Source organism: Xanthomonas sp. PPL134 (assembly GCF_040595915.1).
GTDB classification, from domain to species: Bacteria; Pseudomonadota; Gammaproteobacteria; order Xanthomonadales; family Xanthomonadaceae; genus Xanthomonas_A; species Xanthomonas_A indica.
Genome location: NZ_JAMDLL010000001.1, coordinates 913,793 through 933,251 on the forward strand (window position 1 = coordinate 913,793; position 19,459 = coordinate 933,251).

18 protein-coding genes and 1 tRNA gene are annotated in these 19,459 nt (G+C 70.5%); 4 read left to right on the plus strand and 15 right to left on the minus strand.

The annotated features are described in order from the left end of the window. Positions 1–6 precede the first annotated feature (6 nt). Positions 7–2,145 carry a type I secretion system permease/ATPase gene (locus tag M3U25_RS03910; RefSeq protein WP_355499989.1) on the plus strand — a complete coding sequence of 713 codons (2,139 nt, stop codon included), beginning with the start codon at positions 7–9 and terminating at the stop codon, positions 2,143–2,145. Then, positions 2,138–3,322 (plus strand): HlyD family efflux transporter periplasmic adaptor subunit, encoded by a 1,185-nt coding sequence (locus M3U25_RS03915; protein ID WP_355499986.1) that lies wholly within the window; start codon positions 2,138–2,140, stop codon positions 3,320–3,322. The genes M3U25_RS03910 and M3U25_RS03915 overlap by 8 nt, the downstream gene beginning before the upstream one ends. Positions 3,323–3,344: 22 nt before the next feature. Here M3U25_RS03915 and M3U25_RS03920 read toward each other — a convergent pair whose 3' ends face one another. From M3U25_RS03920 to M3U25_RS03940, 5 genes are all read right to left on the minus strand, one after another. After that, complete coding sequence (locus M3U25_RS03920) at positions 3,345–3,662, minus strand: hypothetical protein (protein ID WP_355499983.1); 318 nt, start codon at positions 3,660–3,662, stop codon at positions 3,345–3,347. A gap of 286 nt (positions 3,663–3,948) precedes the next feature. Further along, a tRNA-Pro gene (locus tag M3U25_RS03925) sits at positions 3,949–4,025 on the minus strand. A gap of 60 nt (positions 4,026–4,085) precedes the next feature. Beyond that, the gene (gene cydX, locus M3U25_RS03930; RefSeq protein WP_355499980.1) at positions 4,086–4,217 is read right to left on the minus strand and encodes a cytochrome bd-I oxidase subunit CydX; all 132 of its coding nucleotides are present in this window, start codon (positions 4,215–4,217) and stop codon (positions 4,086–4,088) included. A 23-nt stretch (positions 4,218–4,240) separates the two neighbouring features. After that, positions 4,241–5,392: a cytochrome d ubiquinol oxidase subunit II gene (cydB, locus tag M3U25_RS03935; protein ID WP_355499977.1), complete on the minus strand. Its 1,152-nt coding sequence runs from the start codon at positions 5,390–5,392 to the stop codon at positions 4,241–4,243. Between the two features lie 19 nt (positions 5,393–5,411). Next, positions 5,412–7,001 (minus strand): cytochrome ubiquinol oxidase subunit I, encoded by a 1,590-nt coding sequence (locus tag M3U25_RS03940; protein WP_355499974.1) that lies wholly within the window; start codon positions 6,999–7,001, stop codon positions 5,412–5,414. Positions 7,002–7,272: 271 nt separating this feature from the next. On the opposite strand from M3U25_RS03940, the gene cydD reads away from it, so the two are divergent. Continuing rightward, positions 7,273–8,985, plus strand: coding sequence for a thiol reductant ABC exporter subunit CydD (gene cydD / locus M3U25_RS03945; protein WP_355500383.1), 1,713 nt, complete (start codon positions 7,273–7,275; stop codon positions 8,983–8,985). Further along, positions 8,982–10,673: a thiol reductant ABC exporter subunit CydC gene (gene cydC / locus M3U25_RS03950; RefSeq protein ID WP_355499971.1), complete on the plus strand. Its 1,692-nt coding sequence runs from the start codon at positions 8,982–8,984 to the stop codon at positions 10,671–10,673. Before cydD ends, cydC begins: the two co-directional genes overlap by 4 nt. Positions 10,674–10,910: 237 nt before the next feature. Here cydC and M3U25_RS03955 read toward each other — a convergent pair whose 3' ends face one another. From M3U25_RS03955 to ccmA, 10 genes are all read right to left on the minus strand, one after another. Next, positions 10,911–12,023 carry a homoserine O-acetyltransferase gene (locus M3U25_RS03955; RefSeq protein ID WP_160947342.1) on the minus strand — a complete coding sequence of 371 codons (1,113 nt, stop codon included), beginning with the start codon at positions 12,021–12,023 and terminating at the stop codon, positions 10,911–10,913. Between the two features lie 292 nt (positions 12,024–12,315). Beyond that, positions 12,316–13,350 carry a tetratricopeptide repeat protein gene (locus M3U25_RS03960; RefSeq protein ID WP_355499966.1) on the minus strand — a complete coding sequence of 345 codons (1,035 nt, stop codon included), beginning with the start codon at positions 13,348–13,350 and terminating at the stop codon, positions 12,316–12,318. A gap of 4 nt (positions 13,351–13,354) precedes the next feature. Beyond that, positions 13,355–13,810, minus strand: coding sequence for a cytochrome c-type biogenesis protein (locus tag M3U25_RS03965; RefSeq protein WP_355499963.1), 456 nt, complete (start codon positions 13,808–13,810; stop codon positions 13,355–13,357). After that, complete coding sequence (locus tag M3U25_RS03970; protein WP_184502603.1) at positions 13,807–14,415, minus strand: DsbE family thiol:disulfide interchange protein; 609 nt, start codon at positions 14,413–14,415, stop codon at positions 13,807–13,809. The genes M3U25_RS03965 and M3U25_RS03970 overlap by 4 nt, the downstream gene beginning before the upstream one ends. Then, positions 14,412–16,346 carry a heme lyase CcmF/NrfE family subunit gene (locus tag M3U25_RS03975; RefSeq protein ID WP_355499960.1) on the minus strand — a complete coding sequence of 645 codons (1,935 nt, stop codon included), beginning with the start codon at positions 16,344–16,346 and terminating at the stop codon, positions 14,412–14,414. Before M3U25_RS03975 ends, M3U25_RS03970 begins: the two co-directional genes overlap by 4 nt. Positions 16,347–16,550: 204 nt before the next feature. After that, positions 16,551–17,000 (minus strand): cytochrome c maturation protein CcmE, encoded by a 450-nt coding sequence (gene ccmE, locus M3U25_RS03980; protein WP_242159826.1) that lies wholly within the window; start codon positions 16,998–17,000, stop codon positions 16,551–16,553. Beyond that, entirely contained in the window at positions 16,997–17,173 is a 177-nt protein-coding gene (locus tag M3U25_RS03985) for a heme exporter protein CcmD (RefSeq protein WP_010343776.1), read from the minus strand. Before M3U25_RS03985 ends, ccmE begins: the two co-directional genes overlap by 4 nt. Beyond that, on the minus strand, positions 17,170–17,919 hold the full coding sequence (ccmC, locus tag M3U25_RS03990) for a heme ABC transporter permease CcmC (protein WP_010343777.1): 750 nt from the start codon (positions 17,917–17,919) through the stop codon (positions 17,170–17,172). Before ccmC ends, M3U25_RS03985 begins: the two co-directional genes overlap by 4 nt. Before the next feature lie 105 nt (positions 17,920–18,024). Next, a complete protein-coding gene (gene ccmB, locus M3U25_RS03995; protein ID WP_048488885.1) occupies positions 18,025–18,720 on the minus strand; it encodes a heme exporter protein CcmB in 696 nt (231 codons plus the stop codon). Then, complete coding sequence (gene ccmA, locus M3U25_RS04000) at positions 18,717–19,364, minus strand: heme ABC exporter ATP-binding protein CcmA (RefSeq protein ID WP_355499954.1); 648 nt, start codon at positions 19,362–19,364, stop codon at positions 18,717–18,719. Before ccmA ends, ccmB begins: the two co-directional genes overlap by 4 nt. Between the last annotated feature and the right edge of the window lie 95 nt (positions 19,365–19,459).

Consider the following 19,459-nt stretch of genomic DNA (forward strand, 5'->3'; position numbering starts at 1 on the left):
GCATCCGTGGCGACGCCGCCGGCCGGCGCCGCGGACGGACTGCGCGAGGGCTTGCTGCTGTTGTGCCAACGCCTGGGACGGCCGTTGAGCGATGCCGAACTGGTGGACGGCATCGCCCTGGTGCAGGGACGCCTGCCACTGCACCTGGTACCACGCGCGCTGCGCCGTGCCGAGCTCACGGCCGAGGTGCTGGCGTACCCGCTGGACGGCATGGACCGCTACCTGCTGCCGGCACTGCTGCTGTTGCACGATGGGCGCACGGTGCTGCTGGAGGCGGTCGAGGCGGGGCAGGCACGGCTGCTGCTGCCGCATGCCGGCGGTGGCGAGCAGGCGGTGCCGGTGGCGGAACTGGAGACGCTGTATAGCGGGTCGGCGGTCTTCGCCAAACCGCGCTTCCGCGACGACGGGCGCATCGGCGGGTACGCCGGCAGCGCGTCGGAGCATTGGTTCTACGGGCCGCTGAAGAAGCTGTGGCGCTCCTACGCGGAGGTGGCGCTGGCGGCGATGGTCGCCAACCTGCTGGCCATCGCCACCGCGCTGTTCGCCATGCAGGTCTACGACCGCGTGGTGCCCAACGCCGCCTTCGACACGCTGTGGATCCTGGCCAGCGGCGTGGTCCTGGCGATCGTGATGGAAGGCGTGCTGCGCACCCTGCGCGGGCAGTTGCTGGCGGTGCTGGGCAAGCGCCTGGACCTGCAATTGTCCACGTTGCTGTTCTCGCGCGTGCTGGCCATGCGCATGGCCGCCAAGCCGGCGTCGATGGGCGCGTTCAGCACCCAGGTGCGCGAGTTCGAATCGGTGCGCGAGTTCTTCACCAGTTCCAGTGCGGCGCTGATCAGCGACCTGCCGTTCGTGGCGATCTTCCTGGGGATCATCGCCCTGATCGGCGGCCACGTGGTCTGGGTGCCGCTGGTCGCCTGCGTGCTGATGGTGTTGCCGGGGCTGCTGGCGCAGCGCCTGCTGGGCGAGCTGTCGCGGCAGAACCTGCGCGAGGGGGCGATGAAGAACGGCCTGCTGCTGGAGGCCTTCGAGCATCTGGAGTCGATCAAGGCCGCACGCGGCGAAGGCCGCTGCCAGGGGCTGTGGGAAGCGCTGACCGCGCAGTTGTCCGCCTCGGCGATGCGGACGTACGCGCTGACCACCGCGCTCAGCTATGCCGCATCGGTGGTGCAGCAACTGGCCTATGTCGGGGTGGTGGTGTTCGGCGTCTACCGCATCCAGCAGGGCGAGATGAGCGTGGGTGCGCTGGTGGCCTGTTCGCTGCTGGCCGCGCGCGCGATTGCGCCGCTGGGGCAGGCCGCGGCGGTGCTGGGGCGCTGGCAGCACACCCGCGTGGCCATGGAGGGCCTGGACCAGTTGCTGGGGGCCGAACAGGAGCGGCCGCCGGGCAAGCGCTTCGTGCACAAGCTGCGCGTGCGCGGCGACTACCGCCTGGAGGCGGTGAGCCTGCGCTACGGCGAGCAGCCGCCGGTGCTGGACGTGCAGGCGCTGCGCATCGGCGCCGGCGAGCGCGTGGCGCTGCTGGGCGGCAACGGCGCCGGCAAGTCCACGCTGCTGCGGGTGCTGGCCGGCCTGCTGGATCCGCACGCGGGGCGGCTGTTGCTGGACGACGTGGCGATCGCGCAGATCGACCCGGCCGACCGCATGCGCAACATCGGCTACCTGCCGCAGGACGTGGCGCTGTTCCATGGCAGCCTGCGCGACAACCTCAACCTGCACGGCGCCGCGCTCGGCGACGAGGAACTGTATGCGGCGCTGGACGGGGTCGGGCTGGGCACGTTCGTGCGCGCGCATCCGTTCGGGCTGGACCTGCCGATCCAGGGCAATGCCAGCCTGTCCGGCGGACAGCGGCAGGCGCTGGGACTGGCGCGGCTGTTGCTGCAGGACCCCAGCGTGGTGCTGCTCGACGAACCCACCGCGGCCTTCGATCAGCACAGCGAACACGTGTTCATCGCCTACCTGCAGCGCTGGCTGGGCACGCGCACGCTGATCGTCAGCACGCACAAGCGCAGCATGCTGGAGCTGGCGCAACGCGCCGTGGTGCTGCGGCAGGGGCGGGTGGTGGTGGACGGGCCGGTGGAGCAGGTGCTGCAGGGCAACCGGGTGCAGGTGCCGGCGACGGCAATGGCGGGCAGCCATGGCTGAGCGCGCGGCAGTGGCGGTGCGGCGGCGGCTGGGCGACCCGCTGCTGGCGTCCACGCATCCCTGGTATCGGCCGCTGCTGTGGACGGTGCTGGCGACGGTGGCGCTGTTCCTGGGCTGGGCGGCCTGGGCCGAGCTGGACGAAGTCACCCGTGGCGATGGCCGGGTGGTGCCGTACAGCCGCATCCAGAAGATCCAGAGCCTGGAGGGCGGCATCCTCGATCGGTTGCTGGTGCAGGAGGGCGAACTGGTCAAGCCGGGGCAGCCGCTGTTGCGGCTGGAGCGCACCCACTTCCTGACCAACTACCAGGAGTCGGTCAACCAGGCGCAGGTGCTGCATGCGGCGATCGCGCGGCTGGAGGCGGAAGTGCTGGGCAAGACCAGCATCGCCTTCCCGGCGCAGATCGCCGGCGAGAGCGCCCTGCTGCGGTCCGAGCGCGACCTGTTCGACTCGCGGCGCAGCAAGCTGGCCGAAGGCACCCAGGCGATCCAGCACCAGATCGCCCTGGCCCAGGACCAGTTGAACATCGTGCGCCCGCTGGTAGCCAAGGGGGCGGTCAGCCAGGTCGAGGCGCTCAAGCTCAGCCAGGACATCGCCACCCTGCGCGGGCGCCTTGGCGAGCTGCGCAACAGCTATTTCCAGGAGGCCTACACCGAGTTGGCCAAGCGCAAGGCCGATCTCAGCGCGCTGGAGCCGATCGTGCAACAGCGCCACGACCAGTTGCGCCGCACCGAGATCCTGTCGCCGGTGCGCGGACGGGTGAACACGGTGCTGATCAATACCCGCGGCGGGGTGATCCCGCCCGGCGAGCCGATCATGGAGATCATCCCGGTGGAGGAGCGGTTGCTGGTGGAGGCGCGGATCAAGCCGCGCGACGTGGCGTTCCTGGTGCCGGGCATGCAGGCCCGGGTCAAGATCACCGCCTACGACTACACCATCTACGGCGAGTTGAATGGCACCGTCGAGCAGATCAGCGCCGACACCATCGAGGAGCAGACCGCGCACGGCAAGGAGTCGTTCTACCAGGTGCTGATCCGCACCGACGGCAGCCAGTTGCGTCGCGACGGCGACACGCTGCCGATCATCCCGGGCATGGTCGCCGAGGTCGACATCCTCACCGGCAAGCGCAGCGTGCTGAACTACCTGTTGCGGCCGCTGTTGAAGGCGCGGTTGCGCTGAGCGCAACCGCGGCCGGCACCGCTCAGCTGCGCGATTCGACCAGCGAAAGGGTGCAGGTTTCGCCTGGAGCGGATTGCGCGTAATCGAAGCGCGAAAGCTTCTTGCCCGAGGTCTGTGCGGCGAGCAGGCTCGCATAGGCGGCCTTGCCGAAATCGTCGCCGATGCTGAAATAGACGACGTCGAACTTGCAGGTGGTGGAGAACGCATCCTTGGTGCTGAAGTAAGCGGTGCCCCCCTGCACGCCGAGGCGGTCCACCGCCTTGTCGGTTTCGCTCACCGCGGCCGCGGGCGCGCAGTAGAACGCGATCAGTGAGAGGCAGAGCGTCGCTTGCAGTTTCATGGTGTCGTGTCCGTTTGTCTGAGTCGTGAGCGTCGAAACGGACATGCCCGCCGCCTCGCCTCGGTACGTGTCGTCGCCGAAGACGCAGGGCGTGATGAATGCGCCGGTTCCCCCGTCGCCATTGTGGCGAGACGCCAGGCCCCGGCGTCAAGGCCCGGCTGCCGCGAGAGGATCGGGGCAGCCGGGCGCGGACGGCCGGTTGCCGCGATGCGCGGCCAGTGCCGGATTGCGGGCACAAAAAAACCCGGAAAACGGTGGTTTTCCAGGCTTCTTGTGACCTTGAAACTGGTCGGGGAGACAGGATTCGAACCTGCGACCTCTACGTCCCGAACGTAGCGCTCTACCAGACTGAGCTACACCCCGAAGGAGCCGCACATGATACGGAGGTCTTCCGCATTCGGCAAGCGCCTTTGCAAAAAAATTTCAGTCCGTCGCGTCGGCGGCGTCGGCGGCGGCATCCGCCGCGTTGCGCTCGCGCGCCTCGAACCACATGCCGTTGAGGATGGCAGCGGTGGAAGCCAGGCCGACACCGAGAATCCAGGCGAAGTACCACATGATCGTTTCTCCTTGCGGGTGCGTCAGTACGCGTTGGGGTTGTCGTCCAGGGAGGCGGCGGTGACCTTGCCCTTCAGCACGCGGTACACCCAGGTGGTGTAGCCGAGGATGATCGGCAGGAACACCACGGTGGCCAGCAGCATGATCCACAGGGTCAGGTGGCTGCTGGAGGCGTCCCACACGGTCAGGCTGGAGCCCGGCTGGCTGGAGGACGGCAACAGGAACGGGAAGATCGCAAAGCCCACGGTCAGGATGATGCCGGCGATGGCCGCACCGGAGGCGATGAACGCCAGGCCGCCGCGGCGCTTGCGCAGCAGCACCGCGCTGAGCAACAGGCCGAGCAGGCCGGCGGCCGGGGCCAGGGCGGTCAGCGGCATGCTCTGGTAGTTGTGCATCCAGCCGCCGACCTCGCCGAGCACGGCGGTCTTCAGCAGCGGGTTGGTGGCGCCGTCGGTGACCACCTGCGAGGTGACCGCGTAGCCGGGCAGGCCGGTGGCCACCCACACCCCGGCGCCGGCGAACAGCGTACAGGCCGTCAGGGCGGCGACGCTGCCGTAGCGCGCGGCGCGCTCGGCCACCGGGCCGTCGGTCTTCAGCACCAGCATCGCTGCGCCGTGCGCCACCAGCATGCTCACGCTGAGCAGGCCGGCGAGCAGGGCGAACGGCATCAGCAGGCCGAAGAAGCTGCCGGTGTAGAACACCCGCAGGGTGTCGTCGAAGTGGAACGGCACGCCCAGCAGCACGTTGCCCACCGCTACGCCCATGATCAGCGCCGGGATGAAGCCGCCGAGAAACAGCGCCCAGTCCCAGCCGTTGCGCCAGCGTTGGCCGGGCAGCTTGCCGCGGAACTTGAACCCGACCGGGCGCAGGATCAGCGCGAACAGGATCACGAACATGGCCAGGTAGAAGCCGGAGAAGCTGACCGCGTACAGCGGCGGGAATGCGGCGAAGATCGCGCCGCCGCCCAGGATCAACCAGACCTGGTTGCCTTCCCAGACCGGGCCGATGGTGTTCACCACCAGCCGGCGTTCGGCGTCGGTCCTGGCCACGAACGGCAGCAGCGCGCCCACGCCCAGGTCGAATCCGTCCATCACCGCGAAGCCGATCAGCAGGATGCCCAGCAGCAGCCACCAGATTACGCGCAGCGTGGTGTAGTCCAATGCAATGAAGTCCATGGTGTGTCTCCTGCCGGGGTCAGAGGTGGCCGGCGGCCGCAGGTGCGGCGATCGGGGGAACGGGACGCGGGGCGGGTTGCAGCAGGGCCGGCAGCGCGTCCGGCCCCTTGCGGATCGCCTTGAGCATCAGCTTGATCTCGATGATCAGCAGCGTGGTGTAGATCGCCACGAAGCCGGCGAGGGTGATCAGGATGTCGTGCAGGGCCAGGCCGGAGGCGGCATAGAAGGTCGGCAGCACGCCTTCCACCGCCCACGGCTGGCGGCCGTACTCGGCCACGAACCAGCCGCACTCGATCGCGATCCACGGCGCCGGCAGGGTCCATAGCGCCAGCGTCAGGAACCAGCGCTTGTCCTCGAAGTTGTGCTTGCACGAGAACCACAGCGCGGCGGCGAAGAAGGCGATCAGGTAGAAGCCCAGGCCGGCCATCACCCGGAACGTCCAGAACAGCGGCAGCACGCGCGGTACCGTGTCCAGCGCGGCCTTGGCGATCTCCTCCGGGGTGGCGTTGAGGATGTCCTCGCGGTAGCGCTTGAGCAGCAGGCCGTGGCCCAGGTCCTGCCAGTGACGGTCGAACACCGCGCGCGCCTCGGCGTCGTTGCGGTTGGCCTTGAGCCGCTGCAGCGCGCCGTAGGCGATCTGCCCGCCGCGCACGCGGTGCTCGGCGCGCTTGACCAACTCCAGGATGCCCGGCACCGGCGTGTTCAACGAGCGCGTGGCGATCAGGCCCATCAGGTACGGCACCTTGATCGCGTAGTCGTTCTTGCCGGTGGCCTGGTTGGGGATGCCGAAGGCGGTGAAGTCGGCCGGCGCCTGCTCGGTTTCCCACATCGCTTCGATCGCGGCGAGCTTCATCTTCTGGTGTTCGTTGGCGGCGTAGCCGCTCTCGTCGCCCAGCACCACCACCGACAGCGAGGACGCCATGCCGAACGCGGCGGCCACCGCGAACGAGCGCCGGGCGATGTCGCGGTGCTTGCCGCGCAGCAGGTACAGCGCGCTGATCGACATCACGAACACCGCGCCGGTCACATAGCCGGCGCTGACCGTGTGCACGAACTTGGCCTGCGCCACCGGGTTGAACACCACTGCCATGAAGTCGACCACTTCCATGCGCATGGTGTCCGGGTTGAACACCGCGCCGGTCGGGTTCTGCATCCAGCCGTTGGCGATCAGGATCCACACCGCCGACAGGTTGGTGCCCAGCGCCATCAGCCAGGTCACCATCAGGTGCTTGACCGGCGTGAGCTTGCTCCAGCCGAAGAAGAACAGGCCGATGAAGGTCGCTTCCAGGAAGAACGCCATCAGCCCTTCGATCGCCAGCGGCGCGCCGAAGATGTCGCCGACGTAGTGGCTGTAGTAGGACCAGTTCATGCCGAACTGGAACTCCATCACGATGCCGGTGGCCACGCCCATCGCGAAGTTGATGCCGAACAGCACGCCCCAGAACAGGGTCATGCGCCGCCACACGTCCTTGCGGGTCATGACGTACACGCTCTCCATGATCGCGATCATGAAGGACAGGCCCAGGGTGAGCGGGACGAACAGGAAGTGGTACATGGCGGTCATGGCGAACTGCAGCCGCGACAGCTCTACGACAGTGGTGTCGATCATGGCTGTGCTACCTCGTGGAAGATGTGCATCTGGGTGGCCGAGTGGCGGGAGATTGGAGGCGATCTTCCGCCGCCCCGGCGCGTTCGACCTTGATCCAGATCAATGTGCGCCATGGGGGCCCGGCATCGTGGCGGCCACGGCGGTTCCAGCCCGGAACCGCCTTCCCCGCTAAACTGGCGGCTTCGTTCGCCGCGCCGAGCCCGTTTTGACCGATTCCGCCGAGCCGTCCGCCGCACCGCCCGCCGACGCGCCGCAACAGCGGCAGCAGCGCATGCGTTGGCTGGATGCCCTGGCCGCGGCGGCGCGCGGCCGCCAGCGCCTGGCCGCGTCGGCCATCAGCGTGTCCGGCGCGCTGCTCATCGTGCAGTCCGGCGCCATCGCCTGGCTGGTGCAGGCCCTGCTGGTCGAGCGCCGCGAGCTGGCGCAGGCACTGCCGGCCTTCGGCCTGCTGGCGCTGATGCTGGTCCTGCGCGCGGGGCTCGGCGCCGCCGCGCAGCGTGCCGCCGGCGATGTCGCCGATGCGGCCAAACTCGAACTGCGTCGCCGCGTGTACCGGCAGCTGCTGCAGCGCGGGCCGCTGTGGCTGCGCGGACAGCGCAACGGCGAACTGGGCGAACTGCTGCTGGCGCATGGCGATGCGCTGGACGGCTACTACGCCGGCTACCGGCCTGCGCGCTGGGAAGTGAGCGTGGTGCCGCTGCTGATCGTGCTGGCGGTGGCGTGGAGCGACTGGGTGGTGGGCCTGATCCTGCTGTTCACCGCGCCACTGGTGCCGATCTTCATGATGCTGGTGGGGTGGGGCGCCGAGGCCGCCGGCCGCCGCCAACTGCGCGAACTGGCGCGGATGGGCGGGCACTTCGCCGACCGGCTCAAGGGCCTGGGCCTGTTGCGCCTGTACGGACGCGGCGACGACGAGCTGCGCGGGATCGCCGATGCCGCCGAGGGTGTGCGCGAGCGCACCCTGAAAGTGCTGCGCATCGCGTTCCTGTCCTCCACCGTCCTGGAGTTCTTCGCCTCGGTCAGCGTGGCGATCGTCGCGCTCTACCTGGGCCTGAGCTACCTCGGCATGATCGCCCTGCACGGCAGCGTGCCGACCCTGGGCACGGGCGTGTTCTGCCTGCTGCTGGCACCGGAGTTCTATGCGCCGCTGCGGCGCCTGGCCGCGCATTACCACGACCGCGCCAATGCGCTGGCCGCGGCGGCGGAGGTGGAGCGTCTGCTGGAGGGCCTGCCGCCGGCCACGGACGCGCCGGCAGCGCGCGAGGAGGGTGTCGTCGAGCCGAACGATGTCGCGACTGCGCCCGTCGCCGCGCCCGCCGTCATCGCATCGCGTGCGGCACCGCTTGTGCAGGCGCGCGCGCTGCGCCTGCGGCCAGTGGGCGCGCGCTGCGATGCGCTGCAGGACCTGGATTTCGACCTGGATGCCGGCCAGCGCCTGGCCCTGGTCGGGCCCAGCGGCAGCGGCAAGAGCACGCTGCTGGAGGCGTTGGCGGGGTGGTTGTCGCCGCGTGCCGGTACCTTGCAGGTGCGTGCGGGACTGCGTATCGGCTACGCCGGGCAGCGGCCGTATCTGTTCCACGGCAGCATCGCCGACAACCTGCGCCTGGCCGATCCGCAGGCCAGCGAAGCGCAGCTGCATGCCGCCGCCGAAGCGGCGCAGGTGCTGCGCTTCGCCGCGCGCCTGCCGCAGGGGTTGGACACGCCGATCGGCGAGCGCGGCTTCGGCCTGTCCGGCGGCGAGGCACGGCGCATCGGCCTGGCGCGGTTGCTGCTGCGCGATCCGGAACTGCTGTTGCTGGACGAGCCGACCGCGTTCCTGGATGCGGACACCGAGGCGGCGCTGCTGCGCACGCTGGCGGCCTTCGCCCGCGGCCGCAGCGTGATCGTCGCCACCCACAGCGAGGCGGCGATGCGGTGGGCCGATGCCGTGCTGCGGCTGCCGGCGCGCGACGCGTCCGCCGCGGCGCAGGGAGCACGGCCATGAGCCGCACCAAGCGCGACACCCTGCGCGACGTGTTCGGCCGCCATCTCGGCCGGCTGCTGCTGACCGCGCTGCTGGTGCTGTGCACGATGCTGGCCGGGGTCGGGTTGCTCGGCCTGTCCGGCGGCTTCCTCACCGCCGCGGCGCTGGCCGGTGGGGTCGGCATGGGCAGCGGCTTCAATTTCTTTTCGCCATCGGCCGGCATCCGCGCACTGACCTTCGCCCGCATCGCCTCGCGCTACGGCGAAAAGTTGGTCGGGCACGATGCCACCTTGCGCATCGCCCGCGACCTGCGCGTGTGGTTCTTCCGTCGCGCGCTACCGCTGGCCCCGGCACGGCTCGGCGCCAGCCGCACCGGCGAACTGCTGGCACGGCTGATGTCGGACATCGGCGAGGTCGACGGCCTGGTGGTGCGCGCGCTGGCGCCGCTGGCGGCGCTGCTCGGCGTCGGCGCGATCGGCATCGCCGCGGCGGCGGCGATCCACTGGCCGGCGGCGCTGGTGCTGACCGCGCTGGTGTTGGTGATCGGACTCGGCGTGCCCTGGGTGGTGGCGCGTGGCGGCGAAGCCCGCGAACGCGCACGCGCGCAGCAGCGCGAAGCCTTGCGCACGCTGGCCTACGAAGGCCTGGAGGGCGCCGCCGACCTGGCCGCGCTCGAAGCGCAGGCCGCCTGGATCGCGCGCGTGGACGCCAGCGCGCAGGCGCTGCGCGCCGAGGACCGGCGCCAGCGGCAACGGCTGATCGGCGGCAACGCCTTGCACGCGCTGTGCGCCGCGGCGGGCCTGCTGGCGATGCTGTGGGTGGCGTTGGGTGCGGCGCGCGCCGATGCGATCAGCGCCGAACAGGCGGCCGGCCTGGTGTTCCTGACCGTGGCCCTGCTCGAGGTCTGGGCCGGCGCCGGCCTGGCCTGGCAGGCGCTGCAGTCCGGCCGGGTCGCCGCGCGGCGTTTGCAGGCGATCGCCGGGCAGGCGCCGCCGGTGGTCGATCCGGCGCACCCGCAGGCGCTGCCGGCCAGTGGCGAGGTGCAGTTCGACGACGTGGCGTTCGCCTGGCCGGGCGAGACCCGGCGCGTGCTCGACGGTGTGACACTACGCATCGCGCCGGGCGAGCGCATCGCCCTCTCCGGCGACAGCGGCAGCGGCAAGACCACCCTGTCGGCGTTGCTGCTGCGCTTGTGGGATCCACAACAGGGCAGCGTCCGCTACGCCGGCCTGGACCTGCGCGAGGTGGCCGAGGCGCAGTGGCATCGCCGCATCGCCTGGCTGCCGCAGGGCGCACCGGTGTTCGCTGGCAGCGTGCGCGACAACCTGCGCCTGGGCGATCCCGTGGCCGACGATGCGCGCCTGCAGCAGGTGCTGGCCGACGTGCGGCTGGATGCCTGGCTGGACGAAGTCGGTGGCCTCGATGCCTGGCTCGGCGAAAACGGCGCCACCATGTCCGCCGGCCAGGCCCGGCGCCTGGCCCTGGCCCGTGCACTGCTGCGCGAAGCACCGCTGCTGGTGCTGGACGAACCCACCGAAGGCCTGGACGTGGACACGGCGCAGGCGCTGCTGCGCGACCTGGCGCAGGCGCTGGGCCAGCGCAGCCTGCTGCTGATCAGCCACGACGTGCTGCCCGAGGGCGTGGTGCATGTGCGCTATCGGTTGCAGGAGGGGCGGCTGCAGGTCGAGCCATGGCGCGATCCCGCGTGACGTCGCGGTGCGTGTGCTGATGCGTTCTGCAGTCGGGACTGAAGTCCCTCCCACACCCGGCCGGTGCCAGCCTCCATGTTGCAGGAAGTCTTTGTGGGAGCGACTTCAGTCGCGACGAGTGGACTACAAAACCTTCTGGAGGCGAGCCGTTAGCCCCGAAAGTATCGACCTGGGGTGGAATCATCCGAGATCGGAACGGAATCCTCGGTCGCTTATGGTCAGCAAGGCGCTCAATCGCTACAGCGCGTCCAGAAACGCCCGCACTGCCGGTCCGAACCGCGCGAAATCCACCAGGAAGGCATCGTGGCCCTGCGGCGAATCCAGCCCCAGGAACTGCGCTTGCGCACCGCCGGCGCGCAGGCCGTCGGCGATCTGTTGCTGCTGTTGCACCGGGAACAGGATGTCGGTGTTGGCGCCGATCGCCAGGGCACGTTCGATGCGGATCGTGGCGATGCCGGCGAGCACGTCGCCGCCGGCCGGTTCGGCCAGGTCGAACCAGTCCATCGAGCGGCTCAGGTATAGATAGCAGTTCGGGTCGAAGCGGCGCACGAAGCGCCGGGCGTGGCCTTCCAGGTAGCTTTCCACCTGGAACTCCAGGCCGAACGGATCGTCGTCGGTCTGGTCCGAATCCAGCCGCACGCGGCCGAAGCGGCCGTCCCATTCCAGCGCCGAACGGTAGGTGATCACGCCGAGCTTGCGTGCCATGCGCATGCCCGATTCGGGGTAGGTGGCTTCGTCGTAGTCGCCGCCGTTCCAGTTCGGATCCAGGCGGATCGCCTCGCGCTGCAGCGAGCGGATCGCGATCGAGAACGGCAGCGCCTGCGCGCTGCCGGAAATGTTGATGTGGCTGCGCGCCAGGCCGGGGTGCCGGTGCAGCAGCGCCAGGGCGGTCATGCCGCCCATCGAGTTGCCGATCACGCAGGCCAACTGCGCGATGCCCAGCGCGTGCACCACCTGCGCGGCGGCATCCGCGCCGTCCTCGATCGACAGCTCCGGGAAACGCAGGCGATACGGCTGGCCGTCGTCCGGGTGCGGCGAAGCGGGGCCGGTCGAGCCCTTGCAACTGCCCAGCGAGTTCACGCAGATCACGAACCAGCGCTGGGTGTCGATCGGCTTGCCCGGGCCGAGCATGCCTTCCCACCAGCCGGGCGTGGGATCGTCGGCATTCGCGGCGGCATGTGCATCGGGCGACAGCCCGGTGACGATCAGGATCGCGTTGTCGCGGGCGGCCGACAGCGTGCCCCAGGTCTCGTAGGCGACCCGCGCGCCGTGCAACTGGCCGCCACGCTTCATCGGGAACGGCGAGGGCAGGGCGAGGAAGCGGCTGCCGGGCGGGATGAATTCGGTCATGCGCCGATTCTAGCTGCGCTATCGCGCATCCGGCGTATGCGTGGTGCGAGATGGCGCGTGTCGGGCAGCAATGGCGTCCGTTAGTGACGCAGGGACGAATCTACTGCCCGTCTGGTCATTCGCTTCCACAGCGATCCAGTCCGACACGCTGTTGCCGCGACAGGCCTCTTGGTAAAGCGCGTCGCGGCTGAAGCCGCTCCTACAACGACGTTTCGCATTCTTGCTGGCGTCTTGCCTAGTTGCGACCGGGCGTTCCCGATCAGGCACGGTCGCTCCTGCACGGATGCGTTCGCTACGGCGTGCCGATCACCAACTCCACCGGCCCAGTCGCCGGCAGGCTCACCGTCACCGGTGCCGACTCCAGATCGCCCTCCTGGCGCATCGCATTGCCGCTGGCCGACAGCCGCGCGACCACCTGCACCTGCTTGAGCTGCGAGAGTTTCTGCGTCGGCATCGGGCTGTCCGCATCGCTCAGCGTCACCCGCAACGGCAGGGCCTGCAGCGGATGCTTCTGCACCGCCACCGGCATCGGTGGACCGCCCGGGACGCGCGCGATCACGAACACGCTGGCGTCGCCGCGCAGGCGCACACGGGCGGCGAACGTCGGATCCAGCGACACCGCCACGGTCAGGCCGGTGCTCGCCGGCGCCTTTGCAGCCTGCGCCGTGGTGGCCGCGGCAGCGGGCAGGGCGGGCAGGCCGGCCGCAAGACGGGCGGCGTCGATTTGCGGCCGCAGTGCCGCAGCGGTGGCCGCGTCCACGCGCGGCAACAGGGCTTCCCAGGTGGCGGCCGCGGCGGCGTCCTGGCCGCGTTGGCGTTGGGCGATGCCCAGGAACCAGGCGCCGCGTTCGCTGCCTGGCGCCAGTTGCAGGGCATGCTGCAGCCAGGCCAGCGCCTGGTCGTCGAACTGCCGTTGCGGGTCGGCCAACGCACGTGCCTCGGCCGCTTCGATCAGCAGTGGCGCCTGCTCCGGCGCCAGGCGCACCGCACGCGCGAACGCGGCCGCGGCCTCGGCGTTGTGCCCCAGCGACAAATGGCTGCGGCCGAGCAAGGCCCAGCCGTCTGCGCGATTCGGATCCTTGGCCAGCGCTGCCTGCAGTTGCTTGACCCCATCCTCCAGCGTGCGTGGCGCCTCGCGGTTCTGCGCCTGCAGGGCGCGCGGGGTGCCGACCAGGGCGTACAGCGCCGCCGTGGCCACGCCCAGCGCCAGCACCGCGACCGCCAGCAGCGCGCCGTTGCGGCCACGGCCGCGCAGCGGCCACAACACCACCGCGAACACCAGCGCCGCCAGCGCCACCGCCGCGGCCGACATGCCCCAACTCAGCATCGCCTCACCATTCCTGTTCGTCCTGCAGCGGCAGCGCGGTCGCCGCTGGTGTGCGCCGCCGCACCATCCGGATCAGCAGCACGGCGCCGCCGGCCAGCAGCAGCAAGGGGCCGAACCATAGCAGCCAGGTCCGTGCTTCCAGCTGCGGCCGGTACAGCACGAACTCGCCGTAGCGATCGACCAGGAACTGCTTGATCTGCGCATCCGACTTGCCCTGGTGCATGAGCTCCAGCACTTCGCGGCGCAGGTCCATGGCGATCTGCGCGTGCGAGTCGGCCAGCGACTGGTTCTGGCATTGCACGCAACGCAATTCCGCAGTCAGCGCATGGAAGCGCGCTTCCTCGGCGGTGGAGCGGTAGGCCAGCGGCGTCGGATCGGACACCGGCTCGGCGCCGGCCAGCGTGGACCACGCCAGCAGCGCCAGCAGGCCCAGCCGCAGCGCGCGCCGGCCGCGGCTCATGGCGTGGCCTTGCCCTGCGCCCGCGTCGGCGGGGCATCGCGCTCGGCCTGCTGCAAGGCCGGCAGCAGGTCGTCGCGGATGATCTGGTCGGTCAGCGGGCCGGCATGCTTCCAGCGCACCACGCCGCGCGCATCGACCAGGAAGGTCTCCGGCGCCGCGGCCACGCCCCAGTCGATCGCGGTGCGCCCCTCGGGATCGAACAGCACCGCCAGGAACGGATTGCCGAGCTGTTCCAGCCAGCGCAGCGCGTCCTCGCGGTTGTCCTTCCAGTCGTAGCCGATCACCCGCACGCGCTTGCTCAGCGCGAAGCGGGTCAGCACCGGGTGTTCCTCGCGGCAGGCCGGGCACCAGCTGCCCCACACGTTGAGCACGTATGGCGCACCCAGCAATTCGCTGCTGCGCACGCGGATCGAGGCGTCGTGCAGCAGCGGCAGTTCGAACGCCGGTGCCGGCTTGCCGATCAGCGCCGACGGCAGCGCGTCGCGATCGGCGCTGCCGGAGCGCTGCACCGCATACACCATCAACGCCAGCAGGCCGAGGAAGAACAGGGCGCCCAGCAGGATGGCGGGCAGCGGCAGGCGACGTGGAGCGGGAGCGGACATCAGGGGGTCTCCGGAGAACGACGGAAGCGCCGGTCGGCGGCGGTGACGAAACCGCCCAGCGCCATCAGCGCCGCGCCAAGCCAGATCCAGCGCACAAAAGGTTTGACGTGCACGCGCATCGCCCAGGCATTGTTGCCCAGCGGCTCGCCGAGGGCGACGTAGACGTCGCCGAACAGGCCGGGGTGGATGCCGGCCTCGGTCATGTTCTGGCCGCCGCTGGCGTACAGGCGCTTTTCCGGGTGCAGCAGCGCCAGCGGGCGATCGTCGCGCAGTACCTGCACGTGTGCGCGTTCGGCCACGTAGTTGGGGCCCTTGCGCTGGTCCAGGCCCTGCAGCTCGAACCGATAGCGGCCCAGGTCCAGGTGCTGCCCGGGCGCCAGCGCCACTTCGCGCTGCTGCTCCAGCGCCTCGACCAGCAGCGCGCCGGCCAGGAACACCGCGATGCCGGTGTGGGCCAGGGTCATGCCCAGCATCTCGGCGGTGAAGCGGCTGCCCTTGAGCTGGCGCCGGCTCCACACGAAACGCGCGGTGCCCAGCAGCACCCAGGTCGCAGCGGCGACACCGGCGGCGGTCTTCCACGCGCCCTGCGGTGCCAGGAAGAAGCCGATCGCGCCGGCCAGCAGGGCCAGGCTGGCCCAGGGCGCCAGCAACGCCAGCGGCCGCGATGCCTGTTCGCGCTGCCAGCGGGTCAGCGGCCCGAACGGCAACAGCGCCACCAGCGGCGCCATCAGCACGATGAACAAGGTGCCGAAGTAGGGCGGCCCCACCGAGAGCTTGCCCAGGTCCAGCGCATCGGCCAGCAGCGGATACAGCGTGCCCAGCAGCACCATGGCGCAGGCGCAGGTCAGCAGCAGGTTGTTGGCCAGCAGCAGGGTCTCGCGCGAGGCCGGCGCGAAACGTTGCCGCGCCTCGTCGGCCGCCGCCGCCACCCGTCCGCCGCGCAGCGCGTACAGCAGCAGCGCACCACCGCACAGCAGGCTCAGGAACACCAGGATGAACAGGCCGCGGGCGGGATCGGCCGCGAAGGAGTGCACGCTGGTCAGCACGCCCGAGCGGACCAGGAAGGTGCCGAGCAGCGACAGCGAGAACGCGGCGATCGCCAGCAGCAGGGTCCAGGCGCCGAAGCTGCCGCGCTTCTCGGTGACCGCCTGCGAATGCAGCAATGCCGCACCGGCCAGCCACGGCATGAAGCTGGCGTTCTCCACCGGGTCCCAGAACCACCAGCCGCCCCAGCCCAGTTCGTAGTACGCCCACCAGCTGCCGAGGGCAATGCCGATGGTCAGAAAGCCCCAGGCCACGTTGGTCCACGGCCGCGTCCAGCGCAGCCAGCGCGCGTCCACCTGGCCGTCCAGCAACGCGGCGATGGCGAACGCGAACGGCACCGCGAAGCCGACGTAGCCGGCGTACAGCAGCGGCGGATGGATCACCAGGCCGGGATCCTGCAGCAACGGATTGAGATCGCGCCCTTCCAGCGGCGCCGGCAGCAGCCGCGCGAACGGGTTGGAGGTGAACAGCAGGAACGCCAGGAAACCCACGCTGACCAGCGCCAGGGTGCCGATCACCCGCGCCACTACCTGGGCCGGCAGGCGCCGCGAGTACAGCGCCACCGCGCCGGTCCATAGCGCGAGGATCAGCGTCCACAGCAGCAGCGAGCCCTCGTGCGCGCCCCACACCGCGGAGTAGCGGTACACCAGCGGCAGCAAGGAGTTGGAGTTCTCGGCCACGTAGGCCACCGAGAAATCCTGGGTCACGAAGGCATGGGTAAGGATCGCGAACGCGCCGGCGACCAGCGCCAGTTGCGCGAACGCCGCCGGCCGCGCCACGCCCATCCAGCGTGCATCGCCGCGCTGCGCACCGGCCAGCGGCAGCGCCGCCTGCAGCACGGCGGTGAGCAGGGCAAGGATCAGCAGGAGCTGACCGACCTCAGGCAGCATGGCGCTCGCGCCGGCACGCGGCATCCAAGACGCCAGGATGCGGTGCTAGGTGTCCACACGGAAAACCCGGCGTCGGGAGGTCGAGGCGAACGACCTGGACCACAGGCTTGCCTGGACGCTGCGCGGCGGTGCCGACGGTCGGCGGCATGCGTCTGCTTCGACCATTCCCCAATCCCGATTCCCGGTTCCCGCCCCTCCGGCACGTCACTGCATCGCCCCCACATCGTGCTTGCGATGCGCGCTGCCCATCTTGTCCGCCAGTTCCTTCGGCATGTAGGTCTCGTCGTGCTTGGCCAGCACGTCCTCGGCGACGAACACGCCGTCGTGCATGCTGCCGGTGGCCACCACCGCCTGGCCCTCGCGGAACAGGTCGGGCAGGATCCGGTCGTAGCGCACGGTCAGTTGCGCGTCGCCGTCGGTGACGCGGAAGTGCGACTGCAGCGACCCGGGTGCGCGCTGGAAGGAACCTTTCTCGACCATGCCGCCGAGGCGGAAACGCGCGTGCGCGCCGGTCTTGCCGGCCAGCACCTCGGCCGGGGTGTACAGGTAGGCGGTATTGCGCTGCAGCGCCATCGCCACCAACGTGGTGGTGAGGCCGGCGGCCAGCACCAGCAGCATCAGCCACAGCAGGCGGCGCTTGCGCTGCGGGTTCATCGGCTCAGCTCCAGCGGCGGCGCCGGTTCGGCCTTGGCCTGGCGCTTGCGTTGCGCGCGCAGCCGCGCCGCGCGCAAGGCGTTGCGCACCTGCAGCCGCGCCAGCACGAAATCGGCCAGCAGCACCCCGGCGAATACCGCATAGGCCCCGACCACATACGGCAGGTAGTTCATCCGCGTGCCTCCGCCAACTGCGTCACCCAGTCCTTGCCCGCCTCGCGGCGCAGGTTGTCGGCGCGTGCGCGCGCCAGCAGCGAGCCGGCGAACCAGAACTTGGTCGCGGCCACCATCAGCCACAGCGGCGGCAGCATGCTCGGGTCCATGCTGGACTGGCCGAACAGGCGGATGGTCTGGCCCTGGTGCAGCGAGTTCCACCACACCACCGAATAGCGGATCACCGGCAGCAGCACCACGCCGACGATGGCCAGCAACCCGGCCGCGCGCGCCGCGGTGCGCCGGTCCTCGATGGCCAGGTACAGGCCCATCACGCCGATGTACAGGAATAGCAGGATCAGCTCGGTGGTCAGGCGCGGGTCCCAGTCCCACCAGGCGCCCCACATCGGCTTGCCCCAGATGCTGCCGGTCAGCAGGGTGATCAGGGTGAAGGCGGCACCGATCGGCGCGCAGGCCATCGCCAGGATCTCGCACAGCTTGATCCGCCACACCTGGGCGATGGCGGCGTACACGGCCATCAGGCCGAACACGAACAGGCTCATCCAGGCGCTGGGCACGTGGATGTAGAGGATGCGGAAGGCGTCGCTCTGCAGGCGGTCGGCCGGCACCACGAACAGCGCCTGCCAGATGCCCACGCCGGCCAGCAGCAGCGCCGCCAGGTAGCACCACGGGGTCCAGCGCGCCGCGAAGCGATCGAAGGTCGGCGGCGAACCGAGTTGGTGGAACCAGCGGACGAGAGAGGCCATGCGGACGATTCTAGCTGGCGAGAGGCGGGCGTCGATGCGACAACAACGGAATGGCGATGGAGCACTGCGCTTGCATGGGACGGCCGCCGCCGCGCCGCCGCTGGCTCAGCTCAGCGAGATGCGGATCGCCGCGGCCGCCGCCAGCGGTGCCAGCACCAGGCCCGCCACCAGGCCCGCGGCCAGCAACAGCAGGCCACCGGCCGGGTCCAGGCCCTGCGCCGCCGCCGCCACGCTGCCGGCGCCGAATACCAGCACCGGCACGTACAGCGGCAAGGCCAGCAGCGCGACCAGGATGCCGGCGCGCTTCATGCCCACCGTCAGCGCCGCAACCACCGCACCGAGCAGGCTCAGCAGCGGGGTCCCCAGCGCCAACGATGCCAGCAGCACCGGCATGCGGTCATGCGGCAGGTGCAGCAATTCGCCCAGCAGCGGCGCGGCCACGATCAGTGGCAAGGCGGTGGTGACCCAGTGCAGGAGCACCCGCACCAGCACCAGCCAGGCCAGCGGCACCGGCGCCAGCAGCCATTGCTCCAGCGAGCCGTCCTCGGCATCGCTGCGGAACAGGCTGTCCAGCGCCAGCAGGCCGGCCAGCAGCACCGCCAGCCACAGCGCGGCACCGGCCACCTCGCCGAGCAGGCGCGGCTGGTTGCCCAGCGCTAGCGCGAACAGGGCCACGATCAGCAGGGCGAACAGCGCCGGCTGCAACGCGTCGCCGCGGCGCCGCCACAGCAGGCGCAGGTCGCGCACCAGCAATGCGCGGGTGGCCTGCCAGAGGGAGGGGACGGGCGTGGCCAGGCTCATGCGGCGGCTCCGCTCAAGGTCAGCATGCGGGTGCGCACGGGGGGCGCGGCATAGGCGCCATGGGTGGTGACCAAGGCCGCGCCGCCGCTGCGCAGGTGCGCGGCGATCATGCGGTTGACCAGGGTGATGCCGTCCAGGTCGAGGTTGGCGTAGGGCTCGTCGAGCAGCCACAGCGGCGCCGGCGACAGCCACATCCGCGCCAGCGCCAGGCGCTTCTTCTGCCCGGCCGACAACTGCCGCACCAGCGTGTCCTCGTAGCCGGCCAGGCCGACGATGGCCAGCGCGCTGCCGGGCATCTGCTTGGCCCGGCGCCCCTGCAGGCCACACAGGTAGTGCAGGTTCTCCAGGGTGCTCAGGTCGGCCTTCAGCGCGCCCAGGTGGCCCAGGTAGGCCATGAAGCGGGCGCGGTCGCCGCGCCGCACCGGATGGCCGTCGATCTCGATGCGCCCGGCCTCGGCGCGCAGCAGGCCGACCAGCACCCGCAGCAGGGTGGTCTTGCCGGCGCCGTTGTCGCCCTGCACCAGCAACGCCTCGCCGGCATCCAGGTGGAAATCCAGCGGACCGAACACCGCCGCGTCGTCGCGGGCGAACGTGAGCCCGTGCGCGGCCAGCAGCGGCGGCGGGGTGTACAGCGGATCGGTCATCGGCGAAGGCCGCGGCGGATGGCGCGGCGAAGGGGGCAGGGAAGGCGCGCATTGTATCGGCATGCGGGCGTCCGGCGGATGCCGGCGGCGGCCAC

What these genes read in the sequence shown, in the direction of transcription:
- cydX (WP_355499980.1), bottom strand. Translation starts at nt 4,217, where the DNA reads ATGTGGTACTTCGCCTGGATTCTCGGTGTCGGCCTGGCTTCCACCGCT.
- M3U25_RS03975 (WP_355499960.1), bottom strand. Translation starts at nt 16,346, where the DNA reads ATGCTGCCTGAGGTCGGTCAGCTCCTGCTGATCCTTGCCCTGCTCACC.
- M3U25_RS03955 (WP_160947342.1), bottom strand. Translation starts at nt 12,023, where the DNA reads ATGACCGAATTCATCCCGCCCGGCAGCCGCTTCCTCGCCCTGCCCTCG.
- ccmA (WP_355499954.1), bottom strand. Translation starts at nt 19,364, where the DNA reads ATGACCGATCCGCTGTACACCCCGCCGCCGCTGCTGGCCGCGCACGGG.
- cydD (WP_355500383.1), top strand. Translation starts at nt 7,273, where the DNA reads ATGCGTTGGCTGGATGCCCTGGCCGCGGCGGCGCGCGGCCGCCAGCGC.
- ccmC (WP_010343777.1), bottom strand. Translation starts at nt 17,919, where the DNA reads ATGGCCTCTCTCGTCCGCTGGTTCCACCAACTCGGTTCGCCGCCGACC.
- M3U25_RS03920 (WP_355499983.1), bottom strand. Translation starts at nt 3,662, where the DNA reads ATGAAACTGCAAGCGACGCTCTGCCTCTCACTGATCGCGTTCTACTGC.
- cydC (WP_355499971.1), top strand. Translation starts at nt 8,982, where the DNA reads ATGAGCCGCACCAAGCGCGACACCCTGCGCGACGTGTTCGGCCGCCAT.
- M3U25_RS03915 (WP_355499986.1), top strand. Translation starts at nt 2,138, where the DNA reads ATGGCTGAGCGCGCGGCAGTGGCGGTGCGGCGGCGGCTGGGCGACCCG.
- M3U25_RS03940 (WP_355499974.1), bottom strand. Translation starts at nt 7,001, where the DNA reads ATGATCGACACCACTGTCGTAGAGCTGTCGCGGCTGCAGTTCGCCATG.
- ccmE (WP_242159826.1), bottom strand. Translation starts at nt 17,000, where the DNA reads ATGAACCCGCAGCGCAAGCGCCGCCTGCTGTGGCTGATGCTGCTGGTG.
- cydB (WP_355499977.1), bottom strand. Translation starts at nt 5,392, where the DNA reads ATGGACTTCATTGCATTGGACTACACCACGCTGCGCGTAATCTGGTGG.
- M3U25_RS03985 (WP_010343776.1), bottom strand. Translation starts at nt 17,173, where the DNA reads ATGAACTACCTGCCGTATGTGGTCGGGGCCTATGCGGTATTCGCCGGG.
- ccmB (WP_048488885.1), bottom strand. Translation starts at nt 18,720, where the DNA reads ATGAGCCTGGCCACGCCCGTCCCCTCCCTCTGGCAGGCCACCCGCGCA.
- M3U25_RS03960 (WP_355499966.1), bottom strand. Translation starts at nt 13,350, where the DNA reads ATGCTGAGTTGGGGCATGTCGGCCGCGGCGGTGGCGCTGGCGGCGCTG.
- M3U25_RS03965 (WP_355499963.1), bottom strand. Translation starts at nt 13,810, where the DNA reads ATGAGCCGCGGCCGGCGCGCGCTGCGGCTGGGCCTGCTGGCGCTGCTG.